This is a genomic window from Psychrobacter piscatorii (assembly GCF_904846415.1).
GTDB lineage: Bacteria > Pseudomonadota > Gammaproteobacteria > Pseudomonadales > Moraxellaceae > Psychrobacter > Psychrobacter piscatorii.
In genome coordinates, this window is sequence record NZ_CAJHAR010000002.1 from 136,827 (window position 1) to 160,088 (window position 23,262).

20 protein-coding genes and 1 other RNA gene are annotated in these 23,262 nt (G+C 43.1%); 7 read left to right on the plus strand and 14 right to left on the minus strand.

Annotated elements, in window-relative coordinates; all coding sequences use genetic code 11:
• The first annotated feature begins 40 nt into the window (after positions 1–40).
• Positions 41–1,468 carry an FAD-binding oxidoreductase gene (locus tag JMX83_RS01520; RefSeq protein ID WP_201598449.1) on the plus strand — a complete coding sequence of 476 codons (1,428 nt, stop codon included), beginning with the start codon at positions 41–43 and terminating at the stop codon, positions 1,466–1,468.
• Positions 1,469–1,543: 75 nt separating this feature from the next.
• On the opposite strand, the gene ruvB is transcribed toward JMX83_RS01520, so the two are convergent.
• From ruvB to JMX83_RS01545, 5 genes are all read right to left on the minus strand, one after another.
• A complete protein-coding gene (ruvB, locus tag JMX83_RS01525; RefSeq protein ID WP_058025939.1) occupies positions 1,544–2,524 on the minus strand; it encodes a Holliday junction branch migration DNA helicase RuvB in 981 nt (326 codons plus the stop codon).
• Positions 2,525–2,703: 179 nt separating this feature from the next.
• Entirely contained in the window at positions 2,704–3,324 is a 621-nt protein-coding gene (gene ruvA / locus JMX83_RS01530) for a Holliday junction branch migration protein RuvA (RefSeq protein WP_201598451.1), read from the minus strand.
• A gap of 99 nt (positions 3,325–3,423) precedes the next feature.
• On the minus strand, positions 3,424–4,461 hold the full coding sequence (gene fba, locus JMX83_RS01535; protein WP_071001960.1) for a class II fructose-bisphosphate aldolase: 1,038 nt from the start codon (positions 4,459–4,461) through the stop codon (positions 3,424–3,426).
• 400 nt (positions 4,462–4,861) lie between these two features.
• Positions 4,862–5,248, minus strand: coding sequence for a hypothetical protein (locus JMX83_RS01540; protein ID WP_058025900.1), 387 nt, complete (start codon positions 5,246–5,248; stop codon positions 4,862–4,864).
• Between the two features lie 254 nt (positions 5,249–5,502).
• On the minus strand, positions 5,503–6,717 hold the full coding sequence (locus JMX83_RS01545; protein ID WP_201598453.1) for a phosphoglycerate kinase: 1,215 nt from the start codon (positions 6,715–6,717) through the stop codon (positions 5,503–5,505).
• A 442-nt stretch (positions 6,718–7,159) separates the two neighbouring features.
• On the opposite strand from JMX83_RS01545, the gene JMX83_RS01550 reads away from it, so the two are divergent.
• Positions 7,160–7,489 (plus strand): TraR/DksA family transcriptional regulator, encoded by a 330-nt coding sequence (locus JMX83_RS01550; RefSeq protein ID WP_101206384.1) that lies wholly within the window; start codon positions 7,160–7,162, stop codon positions 7,487–7,489.
• 26 nt (positions 7,490–7,515) lie between these two features.
• Here JMX83_RS01550 and JMX83_RS01555 read toward each other — a convergent pair whose 3' ends face one another.
• Both JMX83_RS01555 and JMX83_RS01560 read right to left on the minus strand, forming a co-directional pair.
• A complete protein-coding gene (locus JMX83_RS01555) occupies positions 7,516–8,181 on the minus strand; it encodes a thiamine phosphate synthase (protein ID WP_201598455.1) in 666 nt (221 codons plus the stop codon).
• A gap of 81 nt (positions 8,182–8,262) precedes the next feature.
• Positions 8,263–9,339: a serine hydrolase gene (locus JMX83_RS01560; RefSeq protein ID WP_201598456.1), complete on the minus strand. Its 1,077-nt coding sequence runs from the start codon at positions 9,337–9,339 to the stop codon at positions 8,263–8,265.
• 435 nt (positions 9,340–9,774) lie between these two features.
• Between JMX83_RS01560 and JMX83_RS01565 the strand changes: the two genes are divergently transcribed.
• The 3 genes from JMX83_RS01565 to JMX83_RS01575 all read left to right on the plus strand — a co-directional run bounded on the left by JMX83_RS01565 (position 9,775) and on the right by JMX83_RS01575 (position 14,085).
• Positions 9,775–10,410: a response regulator gene (locus JMX83_RS01565; protein WP_058025905.1), complete on the plus strand. Its 636-nt coding sequence runs from the start codon at positions 9,775–9,777 to the stop codon at positions 10,408–10,410.
• 36 nt (positions 10,411–10,446) lie between these two features.
• Entirely contained in the window at positions 10,447–12,207 is a 1,761-nt protein-coding gene (locus tag JMX83_RS01570; RefSeq protein ID WP_201598457.1) for a sensor histidine kinase, read from the plus strand.
• Between the two features lie 171 nt (positions 12,208–12,378).
• The gene (locus JMX83_RS01575; RefSeq protein ID WP_201598458.1) at positions 12,379–14,085 is read left to right on the plus strand and encodes a sigma 54-interacting transcriptional regulator; all 1,707 of its coding nucleotides are present in this window, start codon (positions 12,379–12,381) and stop codon (positions 14,083–14,085) included.
• Between the two features lie 88 nt (positions 14,086–14,173).
• Here JMX83_RS01575 and JMX83_RS01580 read toward each other — a convergent pair whose 3' ends face one another.
• Both JMX83_RS01580 and gpmI read right to left on the minus strand, forming a co-directional pair.
• Positions 14,174–15,649 carry a S41 family peptidase gene (locus tag JMX83_RS01580; RefSeq protein ID WP_201598459.1) on the minus strand — a complete coding sequence of 492 codons (1,476 nt, stop codon included), beginning with the start codon at positions 15,647–15,649 and terminating at the stop codon, positions 14,174–14,176.
• Positions 15,650–15,880: 231 nt separating this feature from the next.
• The gene (gene gpmI, locus JMX83_RS01585; RefSeq protein WP_201598460.1) at positions 15,881–17,545 is read right to left on the minus strand and encodes a 2,3-bisphosphoglycerate-independent phosphoglycerate mutase; all 1,665 of its coding nucleotides are present in this window, start codon (positions 17,543–17,545) and stop codon (positions 15,881–15,883) included.
• Positions 17,546–17,779: 234 nt separating this feature from the next.
• Here gpmI and ssrS point away from each other — a divergent pair.
• Positions 17,780–17,975: non-coding RNA, 6S RNA (ssrS, locus tag JMX83_RS01590), on the plus strand.
• A 113-nt stretch (positions 17,976–18,088) separates the two neighbouring features.
• On the opposite strand, the gene JMX83_RS01595 is transcribed toward ssrS, so the two are convergent.
• Complete coding sequence (locus JMX83_RS01595; RefSeq protein ID WP_201598463.1) at positions 18,089–18,712, minus strand: FxsA family protein; 624 nt, start codon at positions 18,710–18,712, stop codon at positions 18,089–18,091.
• A 153-nt stretch (positions 18,713–18,865) separates the two neighbouring features.
• On the opposite strand from JMX83_RS01595, the gene ruvC reads away from it, so the two are divergent.
• Positions 18,866–19,450, plus strand: coding sequence for a crossover junction endodeoxyribonuclease RuvC (gene ruvC / locus JMX83_RS01600; RefSeq protein WP_071001968.1), 585 nt, complete (start codon positions 18,866–18,868; stop codon positions 19,448–19,450).
• 144 nt (positions 19,451–19,594) lie between these two features.
• On the opposite strand, the gene JMX83_RS01605 is transcribed toward ruvC, so the two are convergent.
• From JMX83_RS01605 to JMX83_RS01620, 4 genes are all read right to left on the minus strand, one after another.
• Positions 19,595–20,533 (minus strand): META domain-containing protein, encoded by a 939-nt coding sequence (locus tag JMX83_RS01605; RefSeq protein ID WP_201598464.1) that lies wholly within the window; start codon positions 20,531–20,533, stop codon positions 19,595–19,597.
• A gap of 334 nt (positions 20,534–20,867) precedes the next feature.
• Positions 20,868–21,530, minus strand: a complete 663-nt coding sequence (locus JMX83_RS01610; RefSeq protein WP_201598465.1) for a glutathione S-transferase family protein — start codon at positions 21,528–21,530, stop codon at positions 20,868–20,870.
• Between the two features lie 221 nt (positions 21,531–21,751).
• The gene (locus JMX83_RS01615) at positions 21,752–22,390 is read right to left on the minus strand and encodes a peroxiredoxin (protein ID WP_201598466.1); all 639 of its coding nucleotides are present in this window, start codon (positions 22,388–22,390) and stop codon (positions 21,752–21,754) included.
• Positions 22,391–22,614: 224 nt separating this feature from the next.
• Positions 22,615–23,166: a TFIIB-type zinc ribbon-containing protein gene (locus JMX83_RS01620; RefSeq protein WP_201598468.1), complete on the minus strand. Its 552-nt coding sequence runs from the start codon at positions 23,164–23,166 to the stop codon at positions 22,615–22,617.
• Between the last annotated feature and the right edge of the window lie 96 nt (positions 23,167–23,262).

The window sequence follows — 23,262 nt, forward strand, 5'->3', positions numbered from 1 at the left end:
AACTTAATGCTAAATAGTCGCATTATCTATAGGATTCATCATGTCATCACTACCATTGTCACAGACTCATAACACTATCAAGCCAGACCATAGTTTGGCTATTACAGCCTTACAGGAACGTTTTGGCAAACAATTGAGTGTGAATTCAACAGTGCGTGAGCAGCATGGCCATACAATGACGTGGCTGACTAATCAGCCACCAGACGCAGTATTAACGGTACAGGACAAGCAGGAAGTAGCAGCGGCGGTCGAGATTTGTCATCAGTATGATATGCCCGTGATCGCTTTTGGTATTGGCTCATCGTTAGAGGGTCAGCTGAATGCACCCTATGGCGGTTTATGCATCGATATGCATGCCATGGATACTATCTTGCAAGTTCATAATGAAGATTTGACTGTGACGGTGCAACCTGGCGTGACGCGTGAGCAGTTAAATCACTACTTACGTGATACAGGGCTGTTTTTTCCGATAGATCCCGGTGCCAATGCCAGTCTTGGTGGTATGGTCGCCACTCGCGCCTCAGGTACCAATGCAGTGCATTATGGCACTATGAAAGATGTGGTACTCGCACTAGAAGTAGTGACCGCAAGTGGCGATATCGTACGAACAGGCACGCGAGCCAAAAAATCGGCAGCAGGCTATGATCTGACGCGCTTAATGATAGGCTCGGAAGGAACACTGGGTATTGTCACTGAAATCACACTGAAACTGTTTGGCATTAGCGAATGCATAGGTAGTGGCATTTGTCATTTTTCGACCATCGAAGATGCTTGTCAGGCAGTGATGCTGACTATTCAAATGTGCTTACCTATCGCTCGTATTGAACTACTTGACGCGATGCAAATAAAAGCATGCAATCAATATGACAACCTCAGTCTAACTGAGACACCAACGTTATTTGTCGAATTTCATGGCACAGACGCGAGTGTTGCTGAGCAAGCCAAGCTCTTTAGCGATATTATCGAAGAATTTGGTGGGCATGATTTTGCTTGGGGTACCAATGAGGCTGAGCGCAAGCGCCTTTGGCAAGCAAGGCACAATGCGTATCATGCCAGCTCTGCCCTGAGGCCTGAAGCCAGCGCGTTATCGACTGATGCCTGCGTGCCTATCTCACGACTGGCTGAGTGCGTCAGTGAGACGGCAAAAGATATCGAAGCATCGGGGATGATTGGACCTATCGTCGGTCATGTGGGTGATGGCAACTTTCATGTCTTGTTGTTAGTTGATGCGAACAATCCTGATGAAGTCGCCACCGCTGAAGACATTATCGGACGCTTAGCCACACGCGCTATTGAGATGGATGGCACTTGTACGGGCGAACACGGCATCGGGCAAGGCAAACAAAAATATATGGAGCAAGAGCATGGTAACGCATTAATGCTCATGCGAGCCATCAAGTCAGCACTTGATCCCAAAAATATTTTAAACCCAGGAAAAATATGGCCTGAGCCTTTATCTCCTTCCTAATGGTTTTATTAAAGCTATAGCCAAAAAAAATCGCCTACTTTCAATCAAAAGTAGGCGATTTTTTAATATTTATCTTTATAGCATTTGATCAATTGCCATCTGTGTCAGTACCCGTCCACGAGCGGTACGCAGGACATATCCTTGTTGAATAAGATAAGGTTCAATCACGTCCTCAAGCGTACCTCTATCTTCTGCCATTGCAGCTGCCACGGCTTCCACCCCAGCAGGACCACCATCAAAACGCTCGTGTAATATCTCTATATAGCGTCTATCCAGATGATCGAGACCACGTCTATCCACTGCCAACATGTCTAGCGCACTACCTGCAATCGCACCATTGATACTGCCATCGCCTTTTACCTCAGCGTAATCACGCACACGGCGTAATAGGCGGTTAGCAATCCTTGGTGTACCGCGTGCACGGCGAGCAATCTCGATAGCACCATCTTCACTCATAGGTACCCGCATCAGACGCGCTGCTCGACTGACAATCGTTGTGAGATCAGCAATATTATAAAACTCGAGTCGCTGTACGATACCAAAACGATCACGCAACGGTGAGGTCAATAGCCCAGCTCTCGTGGTTGCTGCAACCAATGTAAAAGGCGGTAAATCAAGCTTGATAGAACGTGCGGCAGGCCCTTCACCAATCATAATATCCAGTTGAAAATCTTCCATCGCTGGATAGAGTATCTCCTCAATGACCGAGCTCAAACGGTGAATCTCATCAATAAATAGCACGTCACCCGCTTCTAGATTGGTCAGCATAGCAGCTAGATCACCTGGACGCTCAAGTACAGGGCCTGAAGTAGAGCGCAGATTGCCTCCCATCTCCCGAGCAATGATATTGGCAAGGGTCGTCTTACCCAGTCCTGGGGGACCAAATATCAGCGTGTGATCTAACGCTTCATCACGGCCACGAGCCGCACCGATGAATACCTCCATTTGCTCACGCACCACTGGCTGACCAATATACTCAGCCAATAATGCTGGTCGGATATTGGCGTCAGGAGCGTCGTTCGCGCCTTCTAGCGGATTAATTAAGCGATCTTGCATCATAGAATTTATCATTATATTAAAAAATTAGGTAATAAATAGCATAACCAAACGCTGCGCATAAGTCATGCAAAACCTCATTAAACAGGTGCCAAAACGAAAATAAGCGACACTCAATGTCGCTTATCTATTAAATATACTATTTTGTTGTTATCGATAGATAACTTTGAAACATGAGCTTAGAAACCAGACAACTGCTGTAAGGTCGCTTTTAACAAGCCCTGAGTGTCTGCAAAGGTATCACCTTTACTTTTAGCCGCCTTGATGGCTAGCTGAGCTTCTTTTTCTTTGTAGCCCAAGCTAATCAGCGCCCCTTCTACCTCAGCAATAATACTGCCTTCATGAGAAACGGCGGTTTGCTGAGGCATGAGCTCAAACGAGCCGTTATCTACTTCGATATTTTTTAGCTTGTCTTTTAGCTCAATCAATAGGCGCTGAGCCGTCTTTTTACCAATACCGGGGATACGAGTTAATGCTGTCTCTGACTCTTGCTCAACATGCATTTTTAGCTCAGCCGCTGACATCGCAGATAGCATCGCCAATGCCATTTTTGCCCCAACGCCATTGATCTTAATCAATTGGCGAAAGACATCGCGCTCTTTACGGTCAATAAAACCATAAAGCAGTTGCGCATCTTCACGTACATGAAAATGTGTCCAAATACTTGCCTGCTCATTGAGTTGTAATTGACAAAACGATGGTAATGGCAGCTCGATATCATAACCCACGCCAGAGGTTGTCATGATACAGGCCGTTGGCGCCATTAAGTATTGCACCTGTCCGGTAATCAATCCAATCATTCCTCACCTCTGTCGATTATTATAAAGTTAAATCCGCTGCCATTTATTATGCAAGACCACCTTTCACTAGCATAATCTATTGCTTATATACGCCTAGCCTTACTGGTAAAAATCAACCATGCCTTCGAGGCTAATTGGACGGATTTTATGCGCTTGACCAGCAGAACCAAACGCTTCAAAACGATTGGTGCAGATATCTGACATCGCGACCATAGAGGCTTTGAAGTATTTACGTGGATCAAATTCGCTTGGATTATTTGCCAAGAACTCACGGATAGCGCCTGTTGATGCTAGACGCAAATCGGTATCGATATTTACTTTACGCACACCATGCTTGATCGCTTCTACGATCTGCTCGACAGGCACACCATAAGTTTCGCCAATATCACCGCCGTTTTCATTGATGACTTTTAGCCACTCTTGCGGCACTGATGAAGAACCATGCATGACAAGATGCGTATTAGGAATACGGGCATGAATCTCTTTTACTCGCTCAATCGATAAAATATCGCCTGTCGGTGGACGCGTAAATTTATAAGCGCCATGGCTCGTACCGATAGCAATGGCGAGCGCATCAACATTAGTATCTTTGACAAATTGCTCAGCTTCATCAGCACTGGTCAAAAGCTGCTCGTGATCTAATACGCCTTCTGCGCCAGAACCATCTTCTTCGCCTGCCATACCGGTCTCAAGGCTACCTAGGCAACCGATTTCGCCTTCTACAGACACACCGCACGCATGTGCCATTTTGACCACTTCACGAGTGACGCTGGCATTGTAATCATAATCCATTGGCGTCTTGCCATCTTCACCGAGCGAGCCGTCCATCATAACAGATGAGAAGCCAAGCTGAATCGAGCGCTGGCAGATAGCTGGTGACATACCGTGATCTTGATGCATAACCACTGGAATATGCGGCCATTCTTCGATAGCAGCAATAATCAAATGACGCAAAAATGCCGACCCTGCATAATTACGTGCGCCCGCACTGGCTTGAACAATAACAGGTGAATCACAAGCATCCGCAGCCATCATGATTGCGCGCATTTGCTCTAAGTTATTGACGTTAAAGGCAGGAACACCGTAGTTGTGTTCAGCGGCATGATCTAGAAGTTGACGTAAGGATATTAGGGCCATAAGACGCTCTCTGATTGGATTTTGAATAGTATTTTAAATACAGCTTTGTAACAACCATTCCACTATCTGTTAGACCATACTAACTGTATATATATCAGTCAAAGTCTGACTCATTTGGGATATGATTATCACGCGGTGATTATAGCAAAAATTGTGCTGTCTTCGTAGCGGTTGCCTGACTATTTGTCAGTCTAATCAGTCTATTTCTCTTATTGGTGTCTACGACAACTAAACCGTTTTATCTATTATGCTAATAGCACGGAACGCAAAAAGCCTTGGCAATCACCAAGGCTTTTTTAATATTTCGAGGCTTATAAAGCAATGGCTATTATAATGAATGACTTACCAGTGGATAGCATTCAAAAATTTCAGCCATTATATCGCTTAGTTATTGCGTAGCTTAGTACTGTTGCTCTGCATCAACTGCAACGTCGTTAGCACCATCAGCAACAGCATTAGCACCGTCAGCAACTGCTTCAGCAGTGTTTTCGACTGCTGTGTTAGTACCTTCAGCGATAGCATCACCAGTGTTCTCTAGAGCGTCTGTTGCAGCTGCACCAGCAGTATCTGCACTTTCAGCAACTTCAGCACCAGCGTTTTGAGCAGCAGCTTCAGCTTCAGCAGCAGCAGCGTCTGTTTCGGCAGCGGCAGCATCAGCGTTTGCAGCAGCATCATCGCCAGCTGACTCAACAGCAGCTTCAGTGTTCTCTTCTGTTTGTTGGCTACATGCAGTAACTGCAAAAGTACCAGCAAGTATGCTAGCAAGTAACAAATGACGTTTTAACATAATAAACCTCTCGTAAATAATGCATGTCAAGATACATGGTCGCGCTATTTTATAGAGTACGAATGAGACATGCAATAATAATTTTCAGTGTAGAAACAAATAATTACTGCTTAATAATCAATGACTATAAATTTTAGCTATACCAATATAAATAAGCCAAATGAAAGTCAAAATATTATTTTCACAGACTACCGTAGATGTTTACTATTAGTTGTACGTCTAGTGTTACGAAAATACTGAGTAACGTTAATTAGTTAAGCGTTAATTTGCAACGCAGCAACTGCTGGGAGCACTTTACCTTCTACAAATTCTAAAAATGCACCGCCGCCTGTTGACATATAACTGACGCCATCAGCGACTTGATATTTATCAATAGCCGCCAAGGTATCACCGCCACCCGCAATTGAAAAACCGTCGCTGTCTCTTACGGCTGTTGCTAGTATTTGTGTCCCTTGACCAAAAGCATCAACTTCAAAAACACCGACTGGACCATTCCATAAGATCGTTTTTGCATGAATAATGGCGTCGGCAAGTTGCTTTGCACTTTCTGGTGCGATATCCAATATCATGTCATTTTCGCCAATGACATTAATAGACTTAATCGTTGCGACTGCCTTTTGCAATGAACCAGTAAAGTCAGCAAAATCGATGTCGTCTTTATCAGCAACGACCACATACTCAGGTAGTAATATCTCAGTCTTGGTCATGATATCGCGCGCAGTATCGATCAAATCTGCTTCGTACAGCGACGCGCCCACACTATGTCCCTGCGCCGCTAAGAAAGTATTGGCAATACCGCCACCAACGATAATCTGTGTACAGACTTCAGCCAAGCTATGTAGAACTTCTAACTTGGTAGACACTTTTGAGCCGCCAACGATGGCAAGCATAGGCTGGGCTGGTGTTTCAAGCGCTAGGCTCAAGGCATCAAGCTCAGCTGCCAACAAAGGCCCTGCACAAACGGTTTTGTCTGCTTGACGCATCGCTTGAGTCACGCCTTCTGTTGATGCTTGCGCACGGTGCGCGGTACCGAATGCATCCATGACAAAGACATCACATAAATCTGCGTATTTTTTTGCTAACGTCGCATCGTTTTTCTTTTCACCATCGTTAAAACGTACATTCTCTAGTAGTACGACTTCGCCAGATTTTACAGCAGCGCCTTGAGTCAGGTAGTCATTATTGAGGCGCACTGGTGACGCTAATTGCGAGCCCAATTTGTCTGTCAAATAGTCAGCAACTGGTGCCAATGAATAAATAGACTCAGGATTACCTTCTGTTGGGCGTCCCAGATGTGAACAAACAATAACAGCAGCACCCTTCTCTAGTGCCATTTCGATAGTAGGTAGACTTGCTTGTAAGCGAGCATCACTTGTGACTTTACCGTCTTTAATAGGGACATTTAAATCTTCTCGGATCAATACCACTTTGTCGGTTAAGTTCAGCTCGCTCATACGCAAAAAATTCATTATCTGCTCCTATGCATCAATATATCTATTAATTTACGATTACTATCATGATTGGTATGACTAATAATTTTTTAACTATCATCTACTATATGCGCTCTAACAATGAGCCTTATTAGACTGCATTCTCGTTATCTTTCTATATATTTATCACTGAGCATTCACACTAATTATCAAACCAAGTTACTGGAACAGATAAGTGAGTAGAAATCAGTGGCGGTGTATTCTATCAGTTTTCTATGAGATGCTCACAAGCAAACTTTTACGATTTTTAAAAACATGAAAATATTGAGTGAGTAATTTTATCCCAGCATTGATAGGAAACGGTTGTAACTGCTAGCTTTGAACTCATTCAATAATCAGTAACATTTCGTGGTGGTACTCAGCAGTCAGGCTCTTTATGATAGAAGCGTTGACAATAACAATAATCTTTTAGGAGAACACAATGAGTATCGACTTAGACACTGCCAAGCAAAATCTATTAAAACTAAAGGATGAGTACGAGTCTCGCATTGACAAAATCGAAGATCATATCCAAAACCCACAAGATGATCTCAATGAGCACTGGGAAGATCAGGCTATATCCTATCGTCAAAATGATATGCGCAAAAATTTAATGGCCGAGGCACGTCAGAGCCTAATCTATGTCGAAAATGCCTTAAGTCGTATCGAAAACGGTACTTATGGCGAGTGCGAGGTCTGCGGTGAGCCAATCGAAGAGCAACGTTTAGAAGCGCTGCCCTACGCTACTTTATGTATGGAACATGCTGAATAGCTAATAAATCCTATTTAAAACACATTTTATACAGCAGGTGTTTTCCATTTAGAAAATGCCTGTTGCCATTGATAGCAACGCTCGGCGATTTTTTCTACAGGTAAATCCATAATATCGCCTACTACCGCCACAAGCGCAATTGGTATGTCTGCCAGCTCTGAAATATTTTCTGCAGTCAATCCGCCTATCACACATATAGGTATGTCTTGTTGACAGCCTTCAATTAGGTTCTGACGCGAGATAATATCAGCATTCGGTTTTGTGGTAGATGCAAATATGGCACCCATCGCAGCATAACTTGCGCCATCATCTTTTGCCTCTTTGACTAATTCAACATTCCCATGACAAGTACGACCGATGACTTGATTCGGAGCTAATTGCCGTTTGGCATCATTAATATTGCCATCTTGCTGACCAAGATGCACCCCAACGCCAAGGGTTGACGCCAACTCAATATCGTCATTAATCACGACTGCGATGTTATAAGCGCGCGCCAAATCAACAATCTTAGAAGCTTCTTCATAGAGCCTCGACTTGCCATCTGGCAATGCCAATACCTGTTTGCGCCGAACTTGTAGTAATGCAATAAGACCTGTTGCCAGCGCTGCTTCTAACTTCTGATAGAGAAGTTCAAACTCATCATCATTGGTCAGTAGATACAGCTTTGGCACAGTAGGCGTGATTTGAGTCATATAATGCATCCTTAATCTTGGCGCAATAAAAAAGCCGTTATATCCTATAACAGCCTTTTTATTAACGTTGAGTCTGTGAACTTATACAGTGCGGCGAGTCGCTAAACTATTTAGGATGTTTTTGGCATCGCCCCAACGTGTTGCTGAGCTGTTTGCCCCTAGGATGACGATAATTGCAGGGCGGTTATTAACTCGCGTTTCCATCACAACACAGCGCCCAGCTTCATTGATGAAACCTGTTTTTGAGATACCGATTGGGTAATCACCTGCACGAACCAAGCTACTAGTGTTGTTGGCTTTATAAGTGCGGTTACCACTTGAGTAGTTTGAAACAAAGAAATCATAGCTCTTGGTGGTAGAGAAGCGACGAATCACATCGTAGTTGCCAGCCGCACGAACCATTTTTACCAAATCATTCGATGAGGCGACGTTACGCTTATCAAGACCCGTTGGATCACCGAAAAACGCAGTAGTCATACCTAAATCTTGTGCTTTTCTATTCATTGCACGGATAAAGGCATTGTAGCCGCCTGGATAGTTACGCGCCAAGCTCTTTGCCGCTGGGTTTTCAGACTTCATCAAAGCCATCAATAGTATTTCGGCACGGTTCATACGATCGCCTGATTTTAGGCGTGAGCTGGCGCGCTTAGGCCCGACAAAGTCTTCTGGATCAAGCGTGATTTCTTCACGCATATCAAGACCTGCATCTAGCACAACCATGGCTGTCATTATTTTGGTAATACTGGCCATAGGACGTGCAATATCGGCGTCTTTTTCGTAGATAGATTCACCCGTTTCAGCATCAATCACCGCGACACTGCGCGAGTCAGTACTGATTGGGATCATATCACTGCTACCAAACGCGCCGCGATAAGTCGTATTGTATCGAGCGGTATTGTTACTGCTAGCAAAACTGTTGCTATTCGTGATATTGGTCGTACCATAACCATTATCGACTTTTTTGATAGCAGAGCCATTAGACTTGTACATGATGTTACGCGCTTCAGACAAACTATCCGCACCGCCCCAACTCAAGCGTGCACTAGAAGCTGTCTCAGTGCTACCATTAATCGTAAGTGCGGCTTGTGCAACACTGCCCAAACTCAATGAAATCATAGCAGCGATCAATTGCTGTTTGGTTAATGGTAGTTGCTTCATTATGCCTCCTGCTGTCGCTATCACGCCAGTTACATACTGCCTGACGCCAAGAACGTACGTAGCGTTTATAGATGTGTTTGTAAGTACTCACATAGAGCTTTTGTATTTTTAGTGTATCATGGTTTACATTTAAGTTTAATCTATCAAACTGATTTAATGGTTTTTTTTAGCTTCATTCAAACTTTGATACAACTGATTTATATTTTAGAAACACTGATTAACAATACAGCAATATAACTTAACTTAGAATGTTATCATTCTTTGTACTTTATTATATTAAATGAAGATATTGATACAGCATATTAGCCGTATCCTATGTATTTAGAATCAAAAAACTGTATTTAGAACCAAAAAACGGCTTATGTTAACTTTGTTTTTTCTGTTATTTAACCCTTATAAGAACATTCATTCTGACAAACGATAAAGAGTATGGTGATGATTAAAGTGTTGGTGGTCGATGATCATGATTTAGTACGGATGGGTATTAGCCGTATGTTGTCAGACAGCCCCGATATCGAAGTAGTGGGCGAAGCAGATAGCGGTGATATGGCAATCAAGCAGGCCAAGCAGTTACGTCCTGACGTGGTATTGCTAGATGTCAATATGCCTAATATTGGTGGTCTTGAAGCGACCAAACGCTTGATTCAGCTCGATATGGGTATCAAGATTTTAGCTGTTAGTAGCATGTCTGCACAGCCCTACCCCTCAATGCTCATCAAGGCTGGTGTAAATGGTTATATCACAAAAGGTACGCCACTTGATGAGATGATACGCGCGGTCAAAAAAATCTATCAAGGTGGTCGTTATTTTAGCCAAGACGTTGCTGAACAATTGGCGGACGTCTTATTGTCTGACAATGCCAGCTCGCCTTTTGATTTATTAAGTGACAGAGAAAAGCAAGTGGCTATGATGGTGGTCAATTGCCAAAGCCCTCAGCAGATTGCTGACCAATTATTTGTCAGCGTCAAAACCATCAATACCTATCGCTACCGTATTTATGAAAAAGTTGGCGTTGATAGTGATGTAAAATTAACGCATTTGGCCATTCGCCATGGTTTGATTCAACCATAAGTTGCTTAGTATCTCATTTGTCATCACGGTCAATTTATGAAACCTGCTACCACCATCATTTCTGCCATCAGTCGCTATGTACACCACGATGATACCCTTCCTTTGCCGCAGCTGCGCAGACTAGGCATTATTTACAGCAGTTATCGCTTTGTCGTCAGCATATTTTCTATGCTGATGATATATATATCTGCGCGCGCTGGTGATAGCGCCTCTCTCCCCAGTTTTTTGCAGCAGACAGCCCTGAGCTTTTATGTGATGCTGAGTTTGATTTTGCTCGGGTTGTTTTACGTTGTCACAAAGCAGATGCGTCGACAGTTAGCGTTTGGGCTAGTATTAGACGTTATTATATTAAGCTTATTGCTGTATACAGCAGGTGAGCCTGACTTACAGCTGACCATGCTCTATATGGTCGTTGTCGCCGCTAGCTTTATGCTATTGCATGGTTCACAAGCGCTAGTTATCACCTTATTGGCTATTATTTTTGTTATCTATCAGCAGTTTTTTTATGCCATTGCCAATAGCATGAATTTGGCCAATTTAGGCGATGCTTTGCTGATGTCAGCAAGCTTCTTAGCAGTAGGTGGTTTGAGTTGGTCTATCTCACAACGTTTGGTACAGCTTGAGAAAGTTGCACAAAGTCATGCCAAAGAGGTTGAACGACTTAATGTCATCAATCAAGAAGTGATTACACAAATGGTCAATGGTGTCATTGTCATCGATAAACAGGATATCGTCCTTGCAAATCTAGCGGCCCACCAACTGCTCAGTATCACACAGGATTCATCGTTGCGCGCATCTAGCACTTCAACTGATGAAATGAGAGGCGATACGCCTCATGTCATTCTATTTAACTTCAAACAACAACTTAGCAAACAGCATTCTCAGCTACTCCAAGCTTGCTTGTCAGTCGCTACAGGACAATCACGTACGTTTACGTACGATGTACCTGAGGTGGCAAACGCTTCGATATTTGGTAAGCTACGTGTACAAATCATCCCGCTAAAAGATGATAGCAAATTAATCCTATTAGAAGACTTACGCCGTGAGCAGGCTAGCGCCCAACAATTAAAACTGGCGTCGTTAGGGCAACTCACTGCCAGTATTGCTCATGAAATTAGAAATCCTCTAGCCGCTATCTCACAAGCCAGCCAACTACTGATGGAAGACTTGACCGAAATTCAAGAAAATGACAATGCATTGGCAAATGCATCAAATGTAGACATGACTGGCAATCATGAGCTTTATGAAATGATATTTTCACAAACCAAACGTGTAAACCGTATTATTGAAGATATTTTAAAACTGTCTCGCCAGCAAGCGGCCTCTCAGCAAGCCATTGTTTTGGCTGAGTGGATGCCAGCATTTTTGGATAACTATTTTCAAGGGCACGACATTTTTCTACATGTAAAAACCCAACCAACCATATCATTTGATCCTCACCAGTTAGAACAAATTTTGATTAATTTGATCAATAATGGCTTGCGTTATAGCAGTTATAGCCATCCTCACGCTTACGTAGAAATCGAGATTTACTGTGCAGACAACGATGTTATAATTGACATATTGGATGATGGTGATGGTATTAAGACTGAAGATTTAAAACATTTGTTTAATCCATTTTTTACAACAGACAAAGCTGGTACCGGCTTGGGACTATATTTATCGCAAGCCTTTTGTGAAGCCAATCAGGCACGTTTGCTCTATATTCCTGAGCATGAAAAAACGTGTTTTCGTTTGATTTCGCCTGCTATTGACTCTGAAAATATCTTTCAAGCCGTGGAAGAAAATCTTTATTAATCCCAGTCATAAATCAAAACACTACCTAATCATAAATTTTTGAACATTACATATTGGTAGCTAATAGCCACTATACATGATTGATTTACACATTTCTTTGTAAAAGAAATTTACCCCTATTTAGACCTAGCTATTAATATTTTGTAGCCATTGAATTTGACGAGATAATGTATGACAACAAACGCGCTAGTCGTTGATGACGAAGTGGATCTATGCCGATTGATGCAAATCACTTTGACTAAGATGGGCATCAAAAGTGATGTAGCCTATACTTTGGCGCAAGCAAGATCATACTGGCAAGACAATACTTATGATTTTTGCCTCACTGACTTGAAACTACCTGACGGCTCAGGGTTGGAGCTGGTCAAAGAAATTAGCAACAGCTCGAATACGCCGATAGCCGTCATCACTGCTCATGGAAGTATGGATCTGGCCATTGAAGCACTGAAGCTTGGTGCTTTTGATTTTGTCAATAAACCACTTGAGCTACCAAGATTACGTCAATTGGTAGAAAACGCTCTAAAGGTTATTCATCAAGATAATGAGGCACAAGCCACACCTGAATCCTCACCTGAGCAAAAGATGCTGGACGCTAGGCTAATCGGTGATTCTGCAGTCATGCACCCTCTTAAAAACACCATACTAAAATTGGCACGCTCACAAGCGCCTGTTTTTTTATCTGGTGCGTCTGGTACAGGTAAAGAGGTCGTCGCTAGACTGATTCATGATTTAAGTCCGCGACGAGATGGCAGCTTTGTACCAGTAAACTGCGGTGCAATACCTTCTGAGCTGATGGAATCAGAGTTTTTTGGTCATAAAAAAGGCAGTTTTACAGGGGCTGTGGCTGACAAGCAGGGATTGTTTCAGCAAGCCAATGGCGGTACTTTATTTTTGGATGAGGTGGCAGACTTACCATTAGCGATGCAGGTGAAGCTGTTGCGTGCTATCCAAGAAAAGACCGTGAGGGCCATTGGTGACACTAAAGAAGTACCAGTAGACATCCGCATTTTATCCGCCACTCATAAAGATTTGAGTCGCTTGGTACAGGATGGTGCGTTTCGACAAGATTTGTATTATCGTATCAATGTGATTGAGCTTAAGCTGCCGACACTGAATGATCGACGTGATGACATCCCTGTATTAGCAGAGCACTTTTTAGCCATGATTTCTGCTGAATGGCAGCTAAACATACCACCATCTCTCACGCGTGAAGCCAGCGAGCGTTTGCAGCGTCATGACTTTGCTGGTAACGTCCGAGAACTACGTAATTTACTTGAGCGTGCAGTGACGTTGGCGGAAACTTCGGACATTGATATCAGTCATTTAGGCTTACCTGATGTTAGTCACGACCTTGAAGATACGCAAGCTCACAGCAATGCGCAACAATCTGACCATTACGCAAATGAGCAAAACCAATCTCAACCAATCACCCAAACAGTGTCTAAAGCCACAGAAAACCGTGAACAGGCGCTTCAATCTGACCGTGAGCTAGCGGCTGTAAAGCACAAGCAAGAAACAACTAATTTGCACCCTTATCGTACTAATACCCAACACTACCCTTCAATGATACAGCGCTCAGTACCTAATCATACAGAACCATCAACCAGTCCAAGTGATACGAATGAGGAAGCACCGCTCAACCGTTCTATTCAACCAAAAGAGAATGAGACTGCAAGCCTGCAAGAACCGCTTGATGGTCAGTTGCCAGCCCAAGGGTTGGAGCATTATCTACAGGAACAAGAAAAGCTATTGATCATCACAGCCCTCAAACAGACTGGCTGGAACAAAACCCAAGCAGCAGAACTGCTTGGGACGACTTTTCGCTCATTACGTTATCGTATGAAAAAGTTAGAAATTGCAGAAGACCAATCTGAGTAGGTCTTCTATCGGGCCATTGAATTTTTATTTCATAGATTCAATGGCTGTCTGACGGTATGTTGTTAAGTCTTAGTCTATCAACAATATACTAATTTGCAGTAGCCTTTCGAATGAAGCGGATGCCGGAATCGAGCGCGCGGGGTTTTAGTAAATCCAGTGCCTGCTGCTCCCATGAGCTCTCACTTCCTGACAAAGTAATGTCAGGCTCAACACCGATGCCGTCGATCTGTCTGCCTGATGCTGTCATATAGTTCGCTACTGTCAACTTGACTGCTTGCTCGTCATTGAGTGGTATGACTGACTGTACTGAGCCTTTACCATAGCTTACTTCGCCGATGATAGTAGCGCGTTTTTGTGCCTGTAAACTACTGGCCAGAACTTCTGCCGCGGATGCCGAGTAGCGATTTTGTAGAACAACCATAGGTAGAGGTTTGAGTATTGCATCCCCTTGGGTCGTTAGTACGCGCGATTTGTCTTGACGTGCTTGTACTTGTACCACATCGGTATCATTCATAAATAAACTGGCAACGCTCACCGCTGATGTAAGAACACCGCCCGGATTGTCACGCATATCTAGTAGAATGCCTGAGATCGGTGCATCTAAATTAATCAAACCTTCCAACAGCTTTTCACGGCTATTGTTCTGGAACGCAGGTAGTTTAACAATCGCAATGCCATCGACGAGTTTGGTTTCGACAATTTGAGGGTGACTATTATTCCGCTGTAATGTCGTCGTGTGCTTGCGGCGACCCGCTTTAGAAGTGATGATATCTACTTGGGTACCAGCAATCCCTGTTAATAGCTGCTCAACGTCATTACTTTGCCGATTTTCGTCAAGTTTGAACTCACCAACCTGATGTAAATAATCGCCTACCGCGATGCCTTTCTTATCTGCAGGCGAATCATCAATAACTTCTGTGATGACCCAATAGCCTACATCTGGCTGATAAGTAACTTGGATACCGATATCACCTACGTCACCTTCGGTAAAAGCGCGTAGGTTTTCATAGGCTTCAGCATCCAAAAACTCGGCATGGCTATCAAGCTTAGTTAGCATACCGCTCATTGCATTATTAAATAACTCCTCATCATTGACCGCATCAACATACTGACGGCGCACTAAATCAACAACAGCAACAAAGGTCTTTAATGTCTCAGGAGAAATTGCATTCAATGATACTTGCGCAACCTCTGATGGAATACTGGTGTCGATATTGTCATCATCGTCTATTAACGCACTCTCGTCCGGCATACTGTCTATTGAATCATCTGATTCGTCTGCCGCATTCAGCATCTCAGTATCATCTTCAGCCACTATATCATCGGCATTCAAACTGATAAGCTGTAGGCTTGATGTCGGACTAGCATCATCGGCTGAGGTCACTGCTGCTTGCGCGTCCATACTGACAACACATAATCCAAGTAAACCCATTGCTAAAGTAGGCTTGAAGCATAAAGATTTAAAAAACGCGAATTTAGATACAATATTAGCTAGCGACGACTTCATCACTCGTTGGTCTAATTGTTTAGACAAAGATGAGCGTACAAAAGAGGTAGGAGGCATAAAAAACTCATTTAGATAATAGAATGTATAAAGTTATTGTTATGTATTGCCGTATAAGTTAACACCAAAGGCCTCTCTCAAACTAGGGCAGTTTTGCAAATCATCAAGCAAAACACATCATAAAAAAGAGAAAGGTAATAGCTACCCTTCCCTTTTCTAGTTTCTATCATTCATCTAATGAGCCATGCCTTTACAGATTATCCGATGTACGGATAATTTGAGACAACCGGTTTACGATGCTGAAACCAATAAACTCTCACCAGTCATTTCAGTGGGTGCATCAACATTCATTAGTGCCAAAATAGTCGGTGCCACATCACTGAGCTTACCGCCACGACGTACCTGTAGTTTTTGTGCGCCTACATAAATCAGCGGTACATGCTCTGTCGTATGCTGAGTATGTACTTGGCCACTTTCGTAGTCTTGCATTTGCTCACAGTTACCGTGATCAGCCGTAATAAGCATGTCACCGCCAGCAGCTTTTACTGCCGACTCAACACGGCCCACACAGACATCCAAGGCTTCTACGGCTTGTACCGCAGCGTCAAAGATACCTGTATGCCCCACCATGTCACCGTTGGCATAATTGACTACTAGTACATCATATTTGCCAGACTCAATCGCTTCTACTAACTTATCTGTGACTTCGGGTGCGCTCATCTCAGGCTTTAAGTCATAAGTCGCCACATCTGGAGAGGGTACCAAGATACGCGTCTCGCCTTCATATTCTTCTTCACGGCCACCGCTAAAGAAAAACGTCACATGCGCATACTTCTCAGTTTCCGCGATACGTAGCTGGGTTTTGCCTTGATCTTGCAGGTACTCTCCCAAGGTATTGGCCAAAGACGTTGGATAGTAAGCAATGCTGGTTTTTGCATTGTCCGCCAAAACGTCTGAGTACTTGGTCAACATCACAAAGGCAGCAAGTTTTGGCTGCTTTTGACGGGCAAATCCCGAAAACTCATGATCAGGTAAGACAAAGGCTTGAGCAAGCTCACGAGCACGGTCGGCACGGAAATTCATAAATATCAGCGCATCATTGTCTTCGACGGTATAAGGCACTTCATCACGTCCGATGACAGTCGTCGGACTGATAAATTCGTCAGTCTCACGTGCCTTATAAGCCGCTTGGACAGCACCATCCGCACGTGTCGACAAACGATCTGCTTTACCTTCAGTGATCAGCTCATAAGCTTTTTGCACGCGATCCCAGCGGTTGTCTCGATCCATCGCATAGTAGCGACCGATGATGCTAGCAATCTGTACGCGCCCGCCTTCATAATGAGCATTAAGCTTATCAATGTAATCACGTAGACGATTGATGTATTTATCCGCAGATTTTGGCGGGGTATCACGGCCGTCTAAGAAGCAATGGATAAAGACGTTCTTGGCGCCATGAACCAATGCTGAATGGCACATGCCCTCGATATGGTCTTGATGTGAGTGAACACCACCATCAGAGAGCAGACCCATAATATGTACATTACCGCCAAGCTCATTAGCCGCTTTTACTGCATCAACCAATGCTTCGTTTTTGTAGAATTCGCGATTGGCAAGTTCACTTGAGATGCGAGTCGAGTCTTGATAAAGAACACGGCCAGCACCCAAATTCATGTGCCCGACTTCTGAATTACCAAACTGACCATCTGGCAGACCCACATCTTCTCCTGAAGCAGAAATCAGCCCATGAGGATACTGCTGATAAATTCTGTCTAAATTTGGCATATTTGCCGCAGCAATGGCGTTATCTTTATCTTCTTCACGATGACCGAAGCCGTCTAATATCATTAAGACATGCGGCGTTTTTTTATTCTGTGCGCCGTCTTCTTGTTTACTGCTGAGCTGCTGCGCCTGATTGTCGTCAATAGATTCTGATGCTTGCTGGGTACTGGTCATATATTACCGCTCCTCGAGTGAATGAACGCCTTTAATGCTATGTTAGGGTATGGAAAGCCCTCTATATTAACACATATCTTAAAATAGCTGAAAAACTGACAATTTTTCACTAAAAAATGATGAGGTTTGTATCGTTATCAAAAGCCCAAAACCTACCACATATATCAGGTAACAATACTGCGTATCAATCTGTAAATCATACTTGCAATCATTCATATCATTGGTTAAGATGAATCTATTCTGAAGTGTTGGCTAGTAGATGTTTATTCCCTGAGCCGATAATGCTTTACCAGGATGTGGTACCTATCGTCTCATTGTGTATGCCTGCACCGCTTGCGGTGTATCAGGAAACCTGCAGAGATGATGACGCATCCGCCCTGAACTTCACGGTTCATGGGTCACCATCTTACAGCGGCACTTCGGTTGTTTCATTCGGTTTGTAAATATGTTCTTTATAATTAATGTATTTACTGCCACCAAAAAGCCCCTTTCGTTAATGACGGAAGGGGCTTTTTCTATGCCTAATGAATGACTAAGTCACCGTTACTCATCATTAGCAGATTTGGTAATTTTTTTCACGTCTTTAGGGATGTTTTTGGCCGTACCATCAACAGTCGTATGCTGTTTGAATACGTCCCCAAACGGGTTTTGCTGTTGTTGACCAAATGGATTTTGGTTATTCATACCGCCTGCGCCACCGAATGGATTCTGACCACCCATACCACCAAATGGATTTTGGCCGCCGCCCATTTGACCACCCATCTGTTTTGCCATCATTTCCATCATTTTTTGCTGATTGTTCATGACATAGTTATTGGCAAAGTCTTTGAGTTTCTTTTGTACTGGTGGCAAGATCACGAGTAGCGCGAGCAAATCACTCAGCACACCTGGAATAAGTAGCAAAATACCAGCGACTGCCATGGCAATACTCTTAATCATGGTGGACTCTGGTGGACGCATTGCAGGGTTCATCATACCACCTGCTTTCATCTGCTGAGCCATTGGATTCAAAGAAGCCATACCTTTACGCACAAGAGAGATACCGATCACTGCTGCGACAATAAACCACATGAATACCCACCAGCCGCTCATGAATTGAGCAAGCAAATACCACAGTAGCATCTCGATAATAAACCAAACGATGGCTATACCAACTATCTGACCCATAAAGTGTCGTCCTATAAAATAAAAACCAATAAATTGAGCGCCATGCAAATTAAAATGGCTAACATATGATGTATATGGGGATTGGTTGCTATACTATCAAACTTACGGCTGATTTTTAAGCCATAAAACAAAATGTAAGCAAGACGGAATACTATGGCAATTATTATCGGGATCGACCCAGGGTCACGTATGACGGGTTATGGAATAGTCCAGCAGACGGGTGATAAGCTCACTTATATCGATGCAGGCACGATTCGCACAGACACCAAAGAGATGCCTGAACGCCTCAAGCGTATTTTTAATGGATTGACCCGCATCACACAGCATCACTTAAAATACGCTGACGAGCCTATTTATACGGCGATTGAACAAGTCTTTATGGCAGAAAACCCTGATTCTGCACTCAAGCTTGGGCAAGCACGAGGCGCAGCGATTGCAGCGATGGTCGCCTTGGATTTAGAAGTATCAGAGTATACTGCTCGGCAGATCAAACAAGCCGTGTGCGGCTATGGTGCTGCTGCTAAAGAGCAAGTACAGGAGATGGTTTGCCGCATACTACAGTTAGAAGTCGTACCACAGCAGGATGCAGCCGATGGTCTTGCCTGTGCTATTTGTCATGCACACTCCAGTCATTCTATGAATAAAATACTACTTAATAGCTCTATGCGAGGACGCGGTGGCTCTAAGAAAAAAGGTCGTTGGCGTTTGACCGAGGAAGATTTGGGTAACTTGCGTTAAAGATAAGCGTTAAAGCAGACAAGCTTTAAAAAAAATAGGCATTAAAATAGTAAGACAATAAAAAAAACACGCCATTGGATGCGTGTTTTTTTATGAGTATAAGTCCTGTCGCTTTTATCTTTTAAAAGACAAAATTATAGCGGACTACTCTACGACTGAACTTTCAATGACAGCATCGAGTACATATGCATACTTTTCATCATCAGTATCATTTTCTGCTGTCTCATCTGCCGCTATTAATTCGTTAGTCTCTAATCGGTAGCGCTGTAACCGTAGTATCTCTTCGTGCATACCGTCATGCTGGTAGCCATCTATCTCTCCTGCAAATACTCTCCACTTCCCTTCACGAACTTTGACACCTTGGTCGTTGTAAGTGACGGGCCTAACTTGGAGACACTGATTTTCACCATTCATATCACAATTGACTTCTTTGGCATTCACTGCCCAAAATAACGTCTCGCCCTTACTGTTGTATTTCGCTTGAGGTGTGAGTTTGCCACTCCAAACCAAAGTCACATCGTCGTCAGTAAATTGGGTCAATATTGGATTTTCACCTTGCTCCATTTTTAATTCACTGCTGCCGAGCATTAATGTATTTAATGTGTTTTCTGCCATATCAAGATCGCTGCAAGACATTTTGGTGCTCATGACTTCTTCAGTGCTCAAAGCATGGCCCTGTAGCTCATAAGCAGCGCTCACCATATTGCAGCCAACGCTGTAGCTGAGTGTGTCTTGATTGAACACTAGGGTCACCTGACTATTGATATCCGCAAACTCAGGCATAGGTTTTTCATTGGCATCCATTGCACTCATTAATGTCCAGCGATGACGGGATAAGGTAGTTATAAGCTTTTCTTCAGCACTTAATTTAGTCGAGCCAGGTTTATCCATTGCTGGCTCGTTATCTGTCAAAAGGTTTGCGCTAGATAATGCGTCTGTGGTTTCACTAATGTCAGATGTGCCTGATATCTCGTTTTCATTAGAAACGTCTTCTTTTTGACAAGCGCTCAGCATCAAGCTTGCCGCCACTATGCTGGGCAATAAAAACGTTGTCAGTGCTGATTTTTTGGCTCTACCTACCATATTACGAACCTCTTAGTAAGCGTATCTCAATTTTCTCGATTACTTATTTCTATATACTTGCTGGTCTTGCATCTTTTGAAGAAACATTTAATTAACTGTTCTGGAATATCGTTATTATAATCACGTTAGATTAACCACTATAGACCGAGCATTATTAGCTTATGTAATAAAATGTTGATTTTTATTATGTTTTAAATTCTTTTATTATTTTGCTATCTAATGTCATTAATTTCATGGACAAAAAAAGGATAGCTAATACATATTAGCTATCCCCGATATTGTCTTTAATGAGCAAGCATCTAAAAGCAACAAAACTTGCGATGTATCTCTTTATCTAATCATTGACTTCTGCAGGCTTAGCTTTAGCCATGTTCTTAATGCTGAAGCGCTCATTCATCATTTGATAAAAACGGGCTAGGTTGTTGCCTTGCTCATTAGGATCAACCTTGAGCACTTTACCAAAGTCTAAGCCCAAATACAGCACGATGTCAGCAAAGCTCAATTGCTCACCCACCAGATATTCACGACCTTCCAGGATTGTCTCAAAATACCCCATGGCTTTGACAGCACGGGCAATTGATGGCGCAACAAATTCTGGTACCTGTTCAACACGCTGGGCTTTAGACGGATGACTATGCTGAAACGCTAGCATCAAATTATACATCACCTCAAACTCAGCAATACGGCGCATCGAGCACACTTGCGCACGCTGTATCACGTCATTGCCCATAACGGAACGCTCACCATAGACGCGATCCAGATATTCGCAAACTGCTTGTGAGTCATTGAGCACGGTGCCATCGTCTAATGTTAAGACGGGGACTTTCTGCATCGGATTTATTTTGGTAAATTCGTCTGACATCTGCTCATTTTTGGCAAAATCAATATCAATCACATCGATGTCATCCATATCATCAACATCGATACCTTTTGATGCTAATAAGATAAGGGCTTTACGCGGGTTGGGTGCTGTACGGGTGACGTATAATTTTTTCATGATGAACTCCTTGTAAGAATAATTGAATAGAAATTTAGCGCTGATACGCTTTATTATGATGGTGGTACTAATGAGCACCTATCTATTGATACTCCATACCATAGTTATAGCTTACTCTGACCGTCATGGCAAAGGCTTATTGAACATGAGGCAAAATAGCAAAAGCCCCATAACTTTAAGTCACGGGGCTTTATTTAATCATATTTATGCAACCAGTCCAGTTATTTATTAGGGGCTGGTGTCGTACGTAGGTACGGCTTGATTTCTTTATGACCTTTTGGATATTTGGCAGCAATATCTTCGTTTTTGACACTTGGTGGAATGATTACGTCATCACCGTCCTTCCAATCTACAGGCGTTGCGATGTTATACTCATCTGACAATTGTAGTGCATCAATAACACGGATGATTTCATCAAAGTTACGACCACAACTGGCCGGATACGTCAGCGTTAGACGCACTTTTTTGTTTGGATCAATGATAAAAACGCTGCGTACCGTATGCGTGCTATCTGCATTTGGGTGCATCATGTCATATAGCTCAGCGACTTCTTTGTTAGGATCAGCGATGATTGGAAAATTCATCTCTGTCCCTTGAGTCTCACCGATATCGCTCGCCCACGCTTTATGGTCTTCTAAGCTATCGACAGAGATACAGATTGGTTTCACATTGCGCTTTTGAAATTCGCCATTCAGTGCTGCTGCACGACCAAGCTCAGTGGTACATACTGGCGTAAAGTCTGCTGGATGCGAGAAGAAAACGACCCACTGATCACCTGCCCACTCGTGAAAATTGATATCACCTTCTGTGGTTGTAGCATCAAAATTGGGTGCGGTATCGCCTAAACGTAAATGTGCCATGCTTTATTCCTTAGCTATGTTGATGAACGCTTGTATTGACCCATCGGCCGCGCGCTCTATTATTATCCTCGATGCGCTCGCTATAAAAATGCAAAGCACATCCGTAAAAACTGACTTTATAGTAGCAAACTGGTTATGAATGTCTTGTGACGGATTGTAATGCGGTTATTCCACTCTAAACTATCGGAGAACGTGGAATCTGGGTCAGTTCTATGATAGCCCTGTTAAGGTCTATATTGTGACAAATAGTGCTGGATATCACTCTTTTGTGGATGCTCACTCAACCACGTCGCAAAACTTTCAACTTTATCGAAGTCTGTGCCTAACTTCTGCTGATAAAGTTTTTTAAAAGACTGATCACGATCTTGATTTCTTAGTTGCTGTTGCCACGGCTCACTCATTACCGCAGTGAGTTTATCCTGCATGTTTAGATATTTGAGTAATGACCATTCACCTCGGTCTAACCAAACATCATCACAAGTGTGGCAAACGTTAATGGTGTTTTTATGCTCATTGTTAATGCGATATTTCAGCATAAACTTACGACAACGTTGACAGATGAGCGCATTATCTGTGTTGTCTAATTCATCTGCACTGAAAGCGTCTAAGGTCTCATTCGCATTATTGACAGCAGGATGATTTTCAAGCCAAGTACGATAGCTTAGTAAATCGAGGTAAGTCCCTTCGCAGGATTCGCAAACCAAAGCTGACAGGGTGTCATCAAGCTTAGTCGGTGATAAGGTTTGGTTGGTACATTTATAGCAATTTAAACTCATAACATCCTCTTTTAAGGTTAAGTTTAGGGTATGTTTGATAATTCACAAATAAGCACTGTCTGTAGATTTATAATTATTCACAAAAAAGCCCATCCC